Source organism: Providencia sp. PROV197, assembly GCF_028479625.1.
Taxonomy (GTDB): Bacteria; Pseudomonadota; Gammaproteobacteria; order Enterobacterales; family Enterobacteriaceae; genus Providencia; species Providencia vermicola.
In genome coordinates this window covers 46528-60562 of the sequence record NZ_JAMPNZ010000018.1, presented here as the reverse complement: position 1 = coordinate 60562, position 14035 = coordinate 46528, and the positions used below count along the sequence as shown (strand labels likewise).

The window sequence follows — 14035 nt, the reverse complement described above, 5'->3', positions numbered from 1 at the left end:
CGTTAGATGAGGAAAGCCTTACTCCCCTGCAATACTCATTTCTGGGATCAACACAGAGCCGCACTGAATATTACTGCGAGTTTCGATATCATCAGCAATAGTGACCATATTGGCCCACATATCTTTTAGATTACCTGCAATAGTAATTTCACTCACTGGGTATTGGATTTCGCCGTTTTCAACCCAAAAGCCTGATGCACCACGAGAGTAATCCCCTGTAATGCCGCTCACACCTTGCCCCATTAACTCAGTAACGACTAAACCTGTTCCCATTTGTTTGAGCAATGCATCAAAAGAAAGCCCTTGCCCAGCGATACGCCAGTTATGAATTCCCCCCGCATGGCCTGTACTCTGTAAGCCCAGCTTTCGAGCTGAATAACTGGTCATTAGCCACGTTTGTAGAACGCCATCTTCCACGATATTACGCTCAGTTGTGCGTACACCTTCGCTATCGAAAGGTGAGGAGGCTAAACCGCCAATTAAATGTGGCTGCTCATTAATGGTTAACCAGCTTGGTAAAATTTGTTTGCCAAGGCTGTCTAATAAAAAGGACGATTTACGGTAAATGCTGCTGCCGCTGATCGCCCCAACAAGGTGACCAAACAACCCTGTCGCCACTTCTGACGCAAAAATGACAGGGGCTTTCATCGTTGGCAGTTTTCTTGGGGATAGACGCGCTAACGTGCGGCGAGCGCATTCTTGCCCCACCCACTCAGGGGATTTCAATGCATCCACACTGCGACCAATGGTGTAAGCGTAGTCACGCTCCATATCACCATTATGCTCTGCAATAACGCAGCTCGACATAGAATAACGACTTGAACAATAGCTTTGCAGCATGCCGTGGGAGTTCCCAAACACGCGCACACCGTAGTGGCCGTTAAAGCTACCGCCCTCGGTATTCACAATGCGCGAGTCCGCATTGAGCGCTGACATTTCAGCGATAGACGCTAAGCGGATGGCTTCTTCAGGAGAGAGCGCTGTCGCTTGGAATAATTTAAGATCAGGTGCTTCAAACGCCAGCAATGATTTTTCTGCTGGGCCCGCACAAGGGTCTTCAGAGGTATAATTCGCAATATCGATAGCGGCTTGAACGGTACGCTCGATGGCTTCAGGGCTTAAATCTGTTGAAGATGCGCTACCTTTACGCTGTTGGTGATAAACGGTGATCCCAAGGGCACCATCACTGTTAAATTCAACATTTTCAACTTCGCCTTGACGGGTACTAACGCTTATCCCTGTGCTTTTATTCACTGCCACTTCCGCGGCATCACAACGTGACTTTGCAAATTCTAATGCGTGCGCAACTGCATCTTCGAGTTTTTTACGTTGTTCTGTGACTTGTTCGGTTACACTCATGCATTCAATCCAATAATGTGGGGAAAATGTTTTTCTGCCCTAACATGCAAATGCTAGGTAGTCATAAAGGGGTTTTCCCAGTTACAATAGATAATAGTCAAATGTTAACACTCACAACGCAGTAAATCATATTAATTACGTGTAATTTCACGACTGTGTTTGGAAAAAGGAAAATCGATATGGCCAAACAGCCTGATGACTGGCTGGATGACATCCCAGCGCCGCAAGACGAAGAAGACGAGGAGATCATTTGGGTCAGCAAAAGCGAAATTAAACGCGATGCTGAGATCCTCAAAAAACTGGGGGCTGAACTCGTTGATTTAAGTAAAAGCGAGCTTGAACGTATTCCATTGGACACTCAACTACTTGAGGCCATTGAGCTCGCTCAAAAAATTAAACGTGAAGGTCGCCGTCGACAATTACAGCTTATCGGTAAGTTATTACGTTCACGTGAAGTGGAACCGATTACCGAAGCCCTTGATAAACTGAAAAACCGCCATAACCAGCAAGTCGTTATTCTGCATAAATTGGAAGATTTACGCACCCGTTTGCTGGAAGGGGGTGATGATGTGATTGAAGAAGTGGTGACGCTGTTCCCAACAACGGACAGGCAACAACTGCGCGCCCTTGTGCGTAATGCGAAAAAAGAACGTGAAGGCAACAAACCGCCAAAAGCGTATCGTCAAATATTCCAATATTTGAAAGACCAATCTGAAATCGCCTAATCGTTTTCCCCTACGCCTATTTTGGGCTAGGGGAAAATCCTAAAAAGCATCCCTTCCATTGATAGCCCGCGTAAAGCGGCGTACTATTCGCCTGTTAGTCATACTCTGACCCGTATTATCGCGGCTGCTGAACCCCGATAAATAATGAGGAAGATATGGATAATACTCGAAATAGAGCATGGCGCAGAGCCCAAGCTCGTACCAATAAATCACGTGATCAACTGAACGCTCGCCTCGTCGACTGTTATGCGCCAGAAAAAAACTGGAAACAGATGTATGGGCGCAGTGAAAAAATGATCCGCGCAGCCCAACTTGGCATGGCCTACCCGCAAGTAAGCAGCGCCAAGCTTGTGCGTAATAGCCTTGATGAGATACAAGAAGATTAATGAATATTTTATTCATTTGCAGTAAAAATCAATGGCGTAGCCCAACCGCTGAACAGATCTGGCGCAATCATGCAAGCTGGGTCACCCGTTCAGCGGGAACCAGCCGCCACGCCAAACGCCCCGTTAATGCCGATTTAATCCGTTGGGCTGATGTCATTTTTGTGATGGAACAAAAACACAAAAACCGCCTTAAAGCTGATTTTTCGCGCCTACTTGAACACAAGCCCCTCCATGTTCTGGATATTCCTGATGATTATCAGTATATGGCTCCTGAACTGATAGCCTTACTGGAAGATGCAGTCCCTCACATCCTTAACCAAACTGCTGTTTAATTGCCTCAAGCAAGGTGGGAAACGTCGTGTAGCCTTCTCTATCCAGAAAATGCCCTGCATTCTCTTCTAAGATAACCTGTGTTTTTAATGCCTCCGCCAGCACTTTTGATGAGGATGGTGAGACAATTTCATCATTGGTCGATATGATTGAAATTCGCTTATCAGCCAGATCAGTTAATGTTGCATAGCCGAGTGGGCTCAAAGTGTGACTACGCAGCTCAGGTAGCGTCTGTTGCTCTTCATCAAAACCAGACACTAAGACATACCCCTTAACCGCTTGATTCTTATTTTGTAAAAAACGCAATGCGGTAACACAACCAAGGCTATGGCCAATCAACACAGACTCTTTATCAATGTCAAAAGGAAGCTGTTGCAAGCGCTGCTGCCATTTTACTGGATCAGGGGATAAAGAATCTGGCATGTCTGGCACATCAACTTGCGCGCCAAGCGCTTCAAGCTGGCTTTTTAACCATGGGAACCAATTTTTTTCGGGGGATGCTGTATAGCCATGGATAATAACGAATTTTTGATTTATTAATGGCCGTAACATCGAAGTGAAGTTGCTCATCTTAGAATTCCTATCAACTCAGTCATCTTGCTTAGACTTTACCATGAGTGATTGGAAAATTAGTTAGCACTTTTTGTTATATCTAAAGCAAAAACAAATTCGTCTTCCCACATGTCTTGTGCATCATTCATCACATCAATAATATCGGAAAATTCGATGCGTTGTTCTGCACTCATGTGGCTAAAAATAATTGTCACGGGAAGCTCAATGCCTGCAGAAACCATGTCCCACAAAGCATCGAGGTTATGACCAAACCAATCTGGAAGCGAAAATTGCTGAGCAAATTGCTGATAAAAATCATTCAGTGTGTTTATCTGGCGAAAATCAAAGCTCACCTGTTTGCTCATCGCGATGCTTCCTTTAATTAACTTGTTTAAAGCTCTTATAATGGTCGTGGGTAACAAAAATCATCCCATCTGAAGAGTATAGCAAACGATCGGCCCCGCGGTGCCCACAACGGTAGTTGATATCCGCTTCAAACCATTGGCGATTATCTGCGATAGGCAATGATTTTTCGCGATTCGAAAAACGATCCCCCCCAATTGCCCGCCCAGGTAAGACATCGCAAAGATTGCCTTTTTTGGCATCCCAACCCGCTTGTCTCGCCTCTTTTTTCGTTAAATAAAATGCAGGAAGTTTTTGATATTTCTGCATATAACTAACGACATTCTGTTGATCAGTCAGTTGGTCAATAGTTTTAGGAAGGGCATTTTCTCGGGCGATTGTTTGTTCTGGAATCGCTGGTTTGTCTGCTTGTGGTTTATCTTGAACATCACCGCCACGAAAGTATAGGCTCAGTACAATCAAAACGGCCATCAACACCAGTGATATAACTCTTTTATTCATTTATTACCTTCATAATGACAATAACGGCAACCCATACTGGCGCAAAGGCTGCCGTTTAACCCGCTATAACGTGGGATATCGCGAAATTATGCAGTACCACCCACCGTCATTTTGTCTAATTTCAGGGTTGGCTGACCGACGCCCACTGGCACACTTTGGCCTTCTTTACCACAAACGCCGACACCTTTGTCTAGTGCGAGGTCATTACCTACCATGGAAATTTGCTGCATCGCCTCAACACCAGAGCCAATCAGTGTAGCCCCTTTCACTGGCGATGTGATTTTCCCATTTTCAATTAAGTAGGCTTCAGAGGTTGAAAACACAAATTTACCCGAGGTGATGTCAACCTGACCGCCGCCAAAATTCGGTGCGTAAATGCCTTTGTCGACGCTAGCAATGATTTCTTCTGGCGTTGAAGAACCTGCCAGCATGTAAGTGTTCGTCATGCGCGGCATTGGCAGATGCGCATAAGATTCACGACGTGCATTACCTGTTGGGGAAACGCCCATCAGGCGTGCATTCAGTTTATCTTGAATATAGTTACGTAAAATACCATTTTCTATTAGGACGTTATATTGCCCTGGTACCCCTTCATCATCGATAGCAAGAGAACCACGACGACCCGCAATCGTGCCATCATCCACCACAGTACACAGTGGCGAAGCCACTTGCTCCCCCATTTGCCCAGAAAATACGGATGTCCCACGACGGTTAAAGTCACCTTCAAGGCCATGGCCAACCGCTTCGTGTAACAGTACACCTGGCCAACCCGCTCCCAGTACCACAGGCATCATTCCAGCAGGTGCTGCAACGGCAGATAAATTCACCAACGCCATACGTACCGCTTCACGGGCATATTGCTCTGCCACAATTTGGCCTTGATGTAATTCTAAGAAATATTCATAACCATAACGGCCACCACCGCCACTGGCACCACGTTCACGCTTGCCGTCATGTTCGACTAATACACTGACCGAAAGGCGCACTAATGGGCGAATATCTGCCGCCAATGTACCATCAGTTGCAGCAACCAGTACTTGCTCGTAAACACCTGTTAAACTCGCATTCACTTCGATAACACGCGGGTCTTCAGCACGGGCGACTTGGTCAACACGGTGCAATAAATCAATTTTTTGTTCACGCGACAGGCTCTGTAATGGATCAACTACGGAGTACAGTTTTTTGTATTCAACATTGCTTAAAACGCGTGATTTACCAGAGCCTTGTTCGTTCACAATGCTTCGTGCTGCGGTAGCGCTTTGCATCAGCGCTTGCAGTGAAATTTGGTCTGCATAAGCAAACCCTGTTTTTTCCCCGCTTACCGCTCTTACACCAACACCTTGGTCAATATTGTAAGAGCCATCTTTAATGATCCTATCTTCAAGTACCCAAGACTCATGGAAACTTGATTGAAAAAACAGATCCGCATAATCCAGATGGCGCTCAGATAATACCCCTAAAATGTCATACAGATTTTCTTGCCCAAGGCGGTTGGCGGCCAGCAAATGTTCGCTGACAGAAGCTAAACTCATATTCGTTACTCTTTGGTTGCGTCTTTTTTAATCAGAGAGGTCAGTTGCGGTCTGAAGCGGTTATGTTTAACGACTCGAATTTGCTCACGCATGACACTCAAACTGTCTGTTTTAATATTCAATACCGTCGATGCCACTGCATCCACGTTCTTTTTCATCACTTTACCCCAACCATCAACGGCAAGGCTATGACCCCACGTGCGGCGGGTTCCATGCACACCCACTTGAGCAGGTGCCAAAATATAACATTGGTTTTCAATCGCACGAGCGCGCAATAATGGCTCCCAGTGTGCTTGACCGGTATAACGGGTAAATGCGGCTGGAACAGAAATAATCTCCGCACCTTGTTCGCGCAGCGCTTGGAACAAGCCTGGGAAACGTAAGTCATAACAAATCGTCATCCCTAACCGACCCACAGGGGTATCCACCACCGTAATATGTTCTCCGCGTTGATAAATCACAGACTCATTATAGTTCCCTTGCTCATCTTCAATATTCACATCAAACATATGAATTTTATCGTAGCGAGCTTTGATATTGCCTTCGGAATCAAATAATAAGCTGCTGCTTGTAATACGTTCGGGATCTTCACGGCTGACCATCGGCATAGACCCAACGAGGATCCACACATTATACCGTTTCGCCATGCTGCTGATAGCGTCTTGCAGCGGGCCTTTTCCTTGGACCTCAGCTTGTTTACGGTAAGTCGCGGCATCCGCAAAGAGCAATGCATTTTCAGGTGTCAAAACTAACTGAACAGTCTCTGGCAACTGTTTGATTTGTTGCTCGATTTGCGCCAAATTGTGCTTAGTATTATTTCCGCTACATAACTGCAAAAGTGCAACGTTACCATTTTTCATTACTCTTGAGTCTCCTTTAGTTGACGTAATACTTCATCAATTTTTGGCTCGTCCAAGCTACCTGTTACACGATAACGGATAACAGAAACTTTGCTCCATAATGGACCGAGCACTTTCGTCGCCGCGAATACCGCAGCGCCTGCAAATGGGTTGACCACAAATGCGGTTGCTACCCCTACTGTAGCAGAAATTTCAGGAGTAATGACCGCTTCTAAGTTAATTTGACGTTTAACAAGGTCAACCTCACCATTTAAAGCAATATCCGCGACCAAGCCATCCACAACTGTGTTTTTTGATGTCATTACGCCATTGTGAAGGGTTGCATCCCCTTTAATCGAGTCAAAATCGAAATCGTTGTTAAACGTATCGCGAAAATCGAACTGTAACTTCCGTAATAAGGCGTCGAAGCTGACTAAGCGCAGGATCTGCCCTGCACGCCCACCGCCCATCTTCGCTATCGCCCCTTTACCCAGTTTTGCCGAGAGCTTACCGTTTAATGAGGCAATGTCTGGTGACCACGGCAAATTACCCCAGTCTAAATTAAATTCAATCGTATAAGGGGACTCAATAATTGGCACTAACATACCGAAATAAGCCGCCGTTTCATCGAAAGCTTCTCCCGTTAAGGAGCCCGCCACTTCGGTTTTATTGCCATCACCGCTGTGCCAAATAGCATCCAATTTTAGCTGCATTGCACTATTGTTTAGCACACCACCAGTGAGTTGCAACGCATTGCCTTGCGGAATGATATTCGCGCTAAACTCACCCAGTTTTTGCCCCGCTAGCCAGCACTCTTTACAAGCCACATTCAGTTGGGGCCAGTGGCTAAAATCAAAGCGCTCGGAACCCGTTGTACTTTCCGCGATTGAACTTGGGTTGTAATACAGGTAATCAATCTCGACTTTCCAAGGCTGTTTGGCATAAATTTGCAGCGAACCTTTTAGATTTTCACTATCTACGCTAACAACTTGGTCATCCCGTTGTAAATCATACGAAAAGTTTAAATCTTTCCAATACTGTCCACCAAGGTAAATAGAAGCCAGTTTGACCTCCAGTACTTCAGGAAGGCGAATATTAACGCCACCTTGACGGCTGTTTGATGAAACTAACAACCCAGCGAGTTTGTCCCAGTCCATGGCCTTAACAGGGGGAAGAGAGACAACAATCGCCGTATTTTTCGGTAATTCAGGTGCTTGGTTTTGCCATGGGGCAATGTGAGCTTTGACTAGCCTTAACGGCTTATCATTCAAGTTCCACACTGTATTAAAGCCAAGACGTTTGCCGATATCACCACCAATGGTCAATTGCTCAGTATCGCCTTTTGCTTGAACATTAATTTGCCCTAATTCTGCTAGTAACTGGCTATTTAGCGCAGGTAATTGGCTTTGTAGCTGCTTCAAGCCAGCAGTGACATCAATTTGCAAATTCACTTTTTCTTTTGCTGAGTCAGGTAAATTTATCGTGACATGACCTTTCCAATCACTGGTACCAGACACTTTCTGTTTAATTTCTTCAGGGAGCATCGCCAATTTATTCAGCGCCCAATTCCCCGCGATGTTCACATCAACCTGATAATCTTTCGAGCCCATCAACGTTGTAAAATCAACAGAAATAGGTTGCCCAAACCACTGTCCCTGTAGCTTATCACCAATCAAGTCGCCATTCTTAAAGCTAAAACTGCCTGTTAGTGACGAAATAGTGCTATCAATCGGCTGAATGAATAAATCATTTTTATTAAGGTTAACCTTCCCTTTTGCGACAACATCTTTCCCCGCAGTTAATGGGATAGACAAACTGAGCTGTCCATTCACGATGCCACCAATTTGTAACTCTTCCAAGGTATCACCTATGGAATGTTTCATCGGTGTGTGCACAAAATATTGCTGAATTTGCTTTCCTGTGCCACTAATATCCGCATCGATATACAGCATTTCGTCGGTGTAATCACGGATAATCGCATCAAGGTTGGTTGCGGTTGCATCTGCCAGTTTGACCGTTGGCGCATGCATATACAAACCTGCACGGCGAAAATCTAAATCCATGTCCAAGTTGAGTAACGCTGGCCATTCGCTGTCATACTCGAAAGTGGCATCTCTCAGCGGCACATACACTTGGAATTGACCGTCATTATGGTCATATGGGAAATTGGCAGGGTCGCCTTTATACACCAATGTGGCGTTGTCGACCTTACCTGCAATAATCGCTTTTGTCAGGTAGTCAGCAACATCTTGCCCCATTAATTTTTGAGGGAAATAGCGCCATGCATCTCCTGCATCATCTAGTCGAATGCCCGATAGAATGGCTAAATCGGCATAATTGCCTTTTTTAGCTTTGGCATAACGAAATTCGCCGTTTGCCCACAGCGATGTGGCTTGTACATCTAAGGCAGGGCTCCAAAGCTTAAATTCACTGTCGTTATCTACCCAATACAGCTGCCCCTTTGCAGTGGAAATCGTAAAAGGCGCTTTAAATTCATCACGGTAATCGACTTCGCTGTCTTGCAGGTTGAAAGAGAGCCCACCACTTTGCATTCCCCCTATCAATACACCAGAGAAATGATCCACAGAAGGAAGCGCCTTCCATTTTTTCCAGCTAACATCCTGCCAATCTAAGCTAACTTGCAAAGATTCAGGCCTATTTTGCGTCGCATCCAGCGCAAATTCGCTCACGATCCCTGTTGGTTGTCGGTGTTGCCAATCTTGCACCATGTCTGGTGTGAGAAATGAAAACGTTGGTAGGACTTCACTTAGACGCTCAAGCTCAATATTCTTTGCTCGAACACGCCAATGGTCGTTATCTTGATATTTTTTCGATGCAGGTAAATACAGCACCGACACACTACCTTGCGGCCAAATGAATTCATTGGTTTTTAATGTATCAAGCTCAGGAATATTAAATAACCAACCATCTCCCTGCCTTTTCATTCGTAGCAGTAAATCATTCACTTGCAAATTCTGAGCTAACTCTCCCGTCCCCCAGTTAGCTTCCCCTTGACGCAGTTGAATCAAGCCACTTTCAATACGGTTATCTTTTAAACTGATCCAAGAAGATAGGCTAAAGTTCGCATCACGTAATGATGTGTTATCTCGTAACCAGCGACTTAACCAAGGCTGCATATCAATATTGTCGGCTTGAAGATAAAAAATGCCATCACTCAATGCACCATTTTTATCTGATACATCCAGTTTAACTTGCAGATACCCATGCTGTTTATTAATGGTTTCAAGGCTGACAAAGCCTTGAGCGCGGTGACGTTCATTTTCATTCAGCCAAGAAAGTTCTGGCAAAATTAACGTGGTCTTTTGCTCTGAAGGCGTTAAGAAGGTCAATTGACTGTCTTTTAACGTAAAATGGTCAAATTGACGTAAAAATAGCTCTTCAACGCCATCTAATGACCCACCTTCGGGGGAGCCTTCAAAAGAAAAGGGAATTTTGTAATCGACATTGAGTTGGTAGAATGTCAGGTCGCGAAAGCGCCAACGCAGGGAAAAAAGCGAGTTCCAAATATCCAGTTCGAGGTGGATTTGCTTGGCACTTACATCCGTTGTTTCATTTTGCAACGTGGTATCAGATAACGTAAGAATAGGGCCAAAATAACGCCATGCCCCTTCAATCTTACCTATTTTTACCGAAACATCGGCCTTTTTTTCGATATAAGCAATAAGATCGGGGCGATAACTATCAATATTCGGTAAAAGGAAACGCAGCCCTGTCAGCACCAGCGCGCACAGCAATAAAATAACCGCAGTGGTCACCAGTACTACACGTGGCAGTCGTTTCACTTATTTCTCCTTTAAGCAAACAGGCTACATCATCACAACATCAAAGCGTTCTTGGCTGTATAACGGCTCAGTCTGAACTTTCACTTGCTTCCCAACGAAGATTTCTACTTCAGCTAGTGCGTGTGATTCATCCCCTTTGAGCACATCCACCACAGCTTGTGATGCATAGACTAAGAAGCGATCAGCATCGATCGTGCGGTGAACTCTCACAATTTCACGTAAGATTTCATAACATACCGTTTCCACTGATTTCACCGTACCACGGCCTTGGCAAGTTGGGCAATCATCACACAATACGTGTTCAAGGCTTTCTCTTGTCCGCTTACGGGTCATTTCCACTAAGCCAAGTTGCGAGAAACCGTTGATCGTCGTTTTAACTTTATCTTTGCTTAACGCTTGTTCCAGCGATGCTAATACACGACGGCGGTGCTCAGCATCAGTCATATCAATAAAGTCGATGATGATAATCCCGCCTAAATTGCGTAAGCGTAACTGACGTGCAATCGCTTGAGTCGCTTCAATATTGGTATTGAAAATGGTTTCTTCTAGATTACGATGGCCAACAAATGCCCCCGTATTGATGTCGATGGTGGTCATGGCTTCAGTTTGATCGATGATCAGGTAACCACCTGATTTCAACTCAACTTTTCTGTCCATCGCCCGTTGAATTTCATTTTCAACATCAAATAAATCGAAAATCGGCTGGTTACCTTGGTATAACTCCAGCTTTGCCGTCATTTCTGGCACATACTCTTCGATAAATTCTTGTAATTGAGTATAGGTCAAACGGGAGTCAACGCGAATTCTATCGAGATGAGCGCCTGCAAAATCACGGATAATACGAAAAGCGAGCGCTAATTCACCGTAAATCTTTGTTCGGGTAACATTGCGTTTTTTCCGCTCAATAACTTTTGCCCAAAGACGTTTTAAGAAAGCGGCATCTTGTTTGACTTCATCTTCCCCCACACCTTCCGCTGCAGTACGAATAATAAAGCCACCATTTTCATCACAATATTGGGCAACACATTGCTTTAAGCGTTCTCTTTCTTCTTCACTTTCAATGCGTTGAGAAACCCCCACATGAGAAGCTCCTGGCATGAAAACTAAATATCGTGAAGGCAGAGTAATGTCTGTCGTCAGCCTCGCCCCTTTGGTTCCTAACGGGTCTTTTACCACTTGTACAATCAGGTCTTGGCCCTGTTTAACCAGTTCGGCAATATCCCTGACGTGAAAGTTTTTTTGCTCATCACCCGCAATGCATTCGGTGTGCGGCATGATATCGGATGCATGCAAAAAGGCGGCTTTCTCCAGACCAATATCAACAAAGGCCGCCTGCATTCCGGGTAAAACGCGGCTCACGCGGCCTTTGTAAATATTCCCTACAAGTCCTCTTTTTGCTTCTCGCTCAACATGTATTTCTTGTAAAATCCCACCATCAATATAAGCTACGCGCGTTTCAGATGGTGTAATGTTCACTAGTAGTTCCGCTGTCATGACTTCCCCTTACCATCACCTAACGCTAAAAATCGTTGAATTAATTCATTTGTTTCGACCAAAGGTAAACCCACTACACCGTGGTAACTGCCATTAATTTTACGAATAAAACGACCACCAAGGCCTTGGATTGCATAGGCCCCTGCTTTATCCATAGGCTCACCTGACTGTATATAATCCTGTATTTCAAGTAAAGATAACCCGCTGAATGTCACATCTGTCACAATCAACTCGTGTAATGTCTGTTGGCGATCGGAAATTGCTATCGCTGTCATCACTTGGTGAGTTTTACCCGATAACGCGCTGAGCATCTCTTGAGCGTGCTGGTCATCCCTTGGTTTTTCAAGGATTTTCCCATCCAGAACCACAATCGTATCCGCCCCTAAGACAGGCTTATCTTCTGGTGCAATGGCAACACCTGCTAAGGATTTATCACACGCTAGTCGCTGTACATAACCTTCTGGCGTCTCACCCGGTTGCCACTGTTCCTCTACCTCTGGACGTAAAATTTCAAAAGAATAGTCAAGATATTGCACCAATTCGCGTCGGCGGGGTGAACCTGATGCCAAATAGATTAAATTCATAAAAAATATTTTCCGTCAGATACGACAGTTAAAGCCCTTAACACACTGAAAACTGTCGACGAATTTTTCGTAAAAGCAAAAACAGCCATGGCCACAGGATACCATTGACGAGACTATTCCAGAATACTTGCGGATGGAATAATACCTGAGATGATAAAAACTCAGCCCAAAATACCGCCAGATCTTGGATAATGGTCAACAACATAATGACGAGCGCTTGCTGCCATAGCGCCATATTGCGTAATAATTGATGTTTATAGGCGACGAGATAACAAATAATACTGAAGGAAAGCGCGTGAACGCCCAGAGCAGAGCCTTGAATGGAGTCAACAATAATACCTAAAATAAAGCTGGTGCCAACGCTCACGCGGTGTGGCAACGCCATCACCCAATACGCTAAAATCAACAGCAACCATGATGGCCGATAAAAATTAAGCTGTTCTGGCCATGGCATGACTTGCAAAATCAGAGCAATAATAAAGGACAGCCAGATAATAGCACGTCCATTACCACGGTATTCATCCATTTAATTCATTCCTCCTACCCATAACCATAATAATATTTCCTTTACCTATGGTTGCGGTGCCATTGATGGTGGCAATGGTGGCCCTTGAATTTCACTTGGATTCGGTAAAACTTGCGGGAGCACTTTCATTAAGCGTTCATTTGCTGCACGGTACACTTCTGATGGCTGTAACGGCGTTTTCGGGTCACTATCATTACCCCATAAAAGCAGAAGATAACGTAAACGTTGTAGCTCAGCACTTGGTCTGGCGCTAATGATAGTATATGCACGTTGTGTATCATGTTTCACCGCAGAGACTACCCCAACGGGGTAACCTTCAGGGAAACGCCCACCTAGGCCAGAGGTAACGAGCACATCCCCAACTCGGATATCGGTGTTTTCAGGTAATGGCTCAAGCTGTAAATCATCCGCACACCCTGAACCCGCGGCAATGACACGCACATCATTGCGCAGAACCTGTACTGGAAGAGCATGTGTGGTATCGCAGATTAATAATACGCGGCTATTAAAGTTACTCACTCCCACCACTTGGCCGACAACGCCTTTATCACTAATAACGGGCTGACCTTCATAAACGCCTTCATTACTGCCTTTATCAATCACCACTTGATCACGATAAGGCGTGTTCGCACCTGAAATAACTTGCGTCACCATCATGTGTTCATCTTGGCGTAATGGCGAACCGAGAAGCTCCCTTAAGCGCGCATTTTCCTGCTTAAGTTGTTCCAGTAATAGGTTATCGGCTTTTTTCAGTAGCAGCTCTTGGCGCAATGCTTTGTTTTCAAATTGCAGCTGTTCCCGTGAAGAGAAACTTTCTGAGATATTGTCTAGGAACTGACGTGGGCCATTAGCTAAAAAATAGAATGGGCTGACCGCCGTGTCTAAGTAGTTACGGACTTTATTGAAGGGCTCGAATCGATGGTCAATCACCACCAGCACAAGTGCAATAATTACCGCAAAAAAAATGCGTAACTGTAGGGATGGACCTCGCCTAAAAATGGGCTTCATGTGTGGCTAAGTTTCGCTAATGTCAGAGGATCA

The 14035-nt window shown here is 44.9% G+C and carries 14 protein-coding genes; 3 read left to right on the top strand and 11 right to left on the bottom strand.

Annotated features, from left to right (window positions below; translation table 11 throughout):
- Positions 1-18 precede the first annotated feature (18 nt).
- Complete coding sequence (gene pmbA, locus PR808_RS10130; RefSeq protein WP_206083542.1) at positions 19-1359, bottom strand: metalloprotease PmbA; 1341 nt, start codon at positions 1357-1359, stop codon at positions 19-21.
- A gap of 179 nt (positions 1360-1538) precedes the next feature.
- Between pmbA and yjgA the strand changes: the two genes are divergently transcribed.
- The 3 genes from yjgA (at position 1539) to PR808_RS10115 (ending at position 2802) form a co-directional block, all read left to right on the top strand.
- Positions 1539-2084, top strand: a complete 546-nt coding sequence (gene yjgA, locus PR808_RS10125) for a ribosome biogenesis factor YjgA (protein ID WP_206083541.1) — start codon at positions 1539-1541, stop codon at positions 2082-2084.
- Positions 2085-2239: 155 nt separating this feature from the next.
- Positions 2240-2470 (top strand): hypothetical protein, encoded by a 231-nt coding sequence (locus tag PR808_RS10120; RefSeq protein WP_206083540.1) that lies wholly within the window; start codon positions 2240-2242, stop codon positions 2468-2470.
- Positions 2470-2802: a low molecular weight protein tyrosine phosphatase family protein gene (locus PR808_RS10115; RefSeq protein ID WP_206083539.1), complete on the top strand. Its 333-nt coding sequence runs from the start codon at positions 2470-2472 to the stop codon at positions 2800-2802. Before PR808_RS10120 ends, PR808_RS10115 begins: the two co-directional genes overlap by 1 nt.
- On the opposite strand, the gene PR808_RS10110 is transcribed toward PR808_RS10115, so the two are convergent.
- The 10 genes from PR808_RS10110 to mreC all read right to left on the bottom strand — a co-directional run bounded on the left by PR808_RS10110 (position 2783) and on the right by mreC (position 14002).
- On the bottom strand, positions 2783-3370 hold the full coding sequence (locus PR808_RS10110) for an RBBP9/YdeN family alpha/beta hydrolase (RefSeq protein WP_272539228.1): 588 nt from the start codon (positions 3368-3370) through the stop codon (positions 2783-2785). The two genes, PR808_RS10115 and PR808_RS10110, sit on opposite strands and share 20 nt — an antisense overlap.
- A gap of 59 nt (positions 3371-3429) precedes the next feature.
- Positions 3430-3717 (bottom strand): barstar family protein, encoded by a 288-nt coding sequence (locus PR808_RS10105; RefSeq protein WP_047757384.1) that lies wholly within the window; start codon positions 3715-3717, stop codon positions 3430-3432.
- A gap of 13 nt (positions 3718-3730) precedes the next feature.
- A complete protein-coding gene (locus PR808_RS10100; protein WP_206083537.1) occupies positions 3731-4216 on the bottom strand; it encodes a ribonuclease domain-containing protein in 486 nt (161 codons plus the stop codon).
- Positions 4217-4302: 86 nt separating this feature from the next.
- Positions 4303-5748, bottom strand: a complete 1446-nt coding sequence (gene tldD, locus PR808_RS10095; protein WP_206083536.1) for a metalloprotease TldD — start codon at positions 5746-5748, stop codon at positions 4303-4305.
- A gap of 5 nt (positions 5749-5753) precedes the next feature.
- Positions 5754-6608: a deaminated glutathione amidase gene (gene nit1 / locus PR808_RS10090; protein WP_206083535.1), complete on the bottom strand. Its 855-nt coding sequence runs from the start codon at positions 6606-6608 to the stop codon at positions 5754-5756.
- A complete protein-coding gene (gene yhdP, locus PR808_RS10085; protein ID WP_272539227.1) occupies positions 6608-10390 on the bottom strand; it encodes an AsmA2 domain-containing protein YhdP in 3783 nt (1260 codons plus the stop codon). The genes nit1 and yhdP overlap by 1 nt, the downstream gene beginning before the upstream one ends.
- A gap of 24 nt (positions 10391-10414) precedes the next feature.
- Positions 10415-11884: a ribonuclease G gene (rng, locus tag PR808_RS10080; RefSeq protein ID WP_206083533.1), complete on the bottom strand. Its 1470-nt coding sequence runs from the start codon at positions 11882-11884 to the stop codon at positions 10415-10417.
- On the bottom strand, positions 11881-12468 hold the full coding sequence (locus PR808_RS10075; protein ID WP_206083532.1) for a Maf family protein: 588 nt from the start codon (positions 12466-12468) through the stop codon (positions 11881-11883). The genes rng and PR808_RS10075 overlap by 4 nt, the downstream gene beginning before the upstream one ends.
- Before the next feature lie 37 nt (positions 12469-12505).
- On the bottom strand, positions 12506-12994 hold the full coding sequence (gene mreD, locus PR808_RS10070) for a rod shape-determining protein MreD (protein ID WP_206083531.1): 489 nt from the start codon (positions 12992-12994) through the stop codon (positions 12506-12508).
- 45 nt (positions 12995-13039) lie between these two features.
- Positions 13040-14002 carry a rod shape-determining protein MreC gene (gene mreC / locus PR808_RS10065; protein ID WP_206083530.1) on the bottom strand — a complete coding sequence of 321 codons (963 nt, stop codon included), beginning with the start codon at positions 14000-14002 and terminating at the stop codon, positions 13040-13042.
- Between the last annotated feature and the right edge of the window lie 33 nt (positions 14003-14035).